A 421-nucleotide genomic window follows, 5' to 3' on the forward strand; every position below is an offset into this window, starting at 1 on the left:
ACAGATCGTGCAATCAGTCGCGGTCGCGATCGACGCGGCCGGGCGCGGTGTGATCCAGGCGGTGGAGCGTTCTTGAAATGGACTCTCATTTGGGACTATGTGCTTAGTTGGAAGGGACTGCTGCGTTGGATGGACGGGACGCTTGATGAGAAAGATTGAGACACAAGATCGACGCGGCAGTGAAGGCAAAGGTCGCCCGGGAAGCCGCGGCGGGAGCAGGCGCCGGTGGCCGATCTGGCAAGCGCTATGAGGCTCACGTGAACAAGAGCTATGCCTGCAAGAAGCAATTGCTGGAGCAGGCGGCGCGCGCCTTTGATGCCGGTGTAGGGCACGGGAGCGAGGAAGCGCGCGAACGCGAAATCGAGAAGCTGCCCGCTAAGATTGGACAACCGACAGTCCGGCGCGATTTTTCCATAGCTAT

At 60.1% G+C, this 421-nt stretch carries 1 protein-coding gene; it reads left to right on the forward strand.

Annotation, left to right across the window (positions count from 1 at the left end; translation table 11 throughout):
- Positions 1 to 155: 155 nt before the first annotated feature.
- Positions 156 to 421, forward strand: a 266-nt coding sequence (locus tag I6F36_RS39055) for a hypothetical protein (RefSeq protein WP_225173300.1), incomplete at its 3' end; no start/stop codon positions are given.

This window comes from Bradyrhizobium sp. BRP19 (genome assembly GCF_020194195.1).
Classification (GTDB): Bacteria; Pseudomonadota; Alphaproteobacteria; order Rhizobiales; family Xanthobacteraceae; genus Bradyrhizobium; species Bradyrhizobium yuanmingense.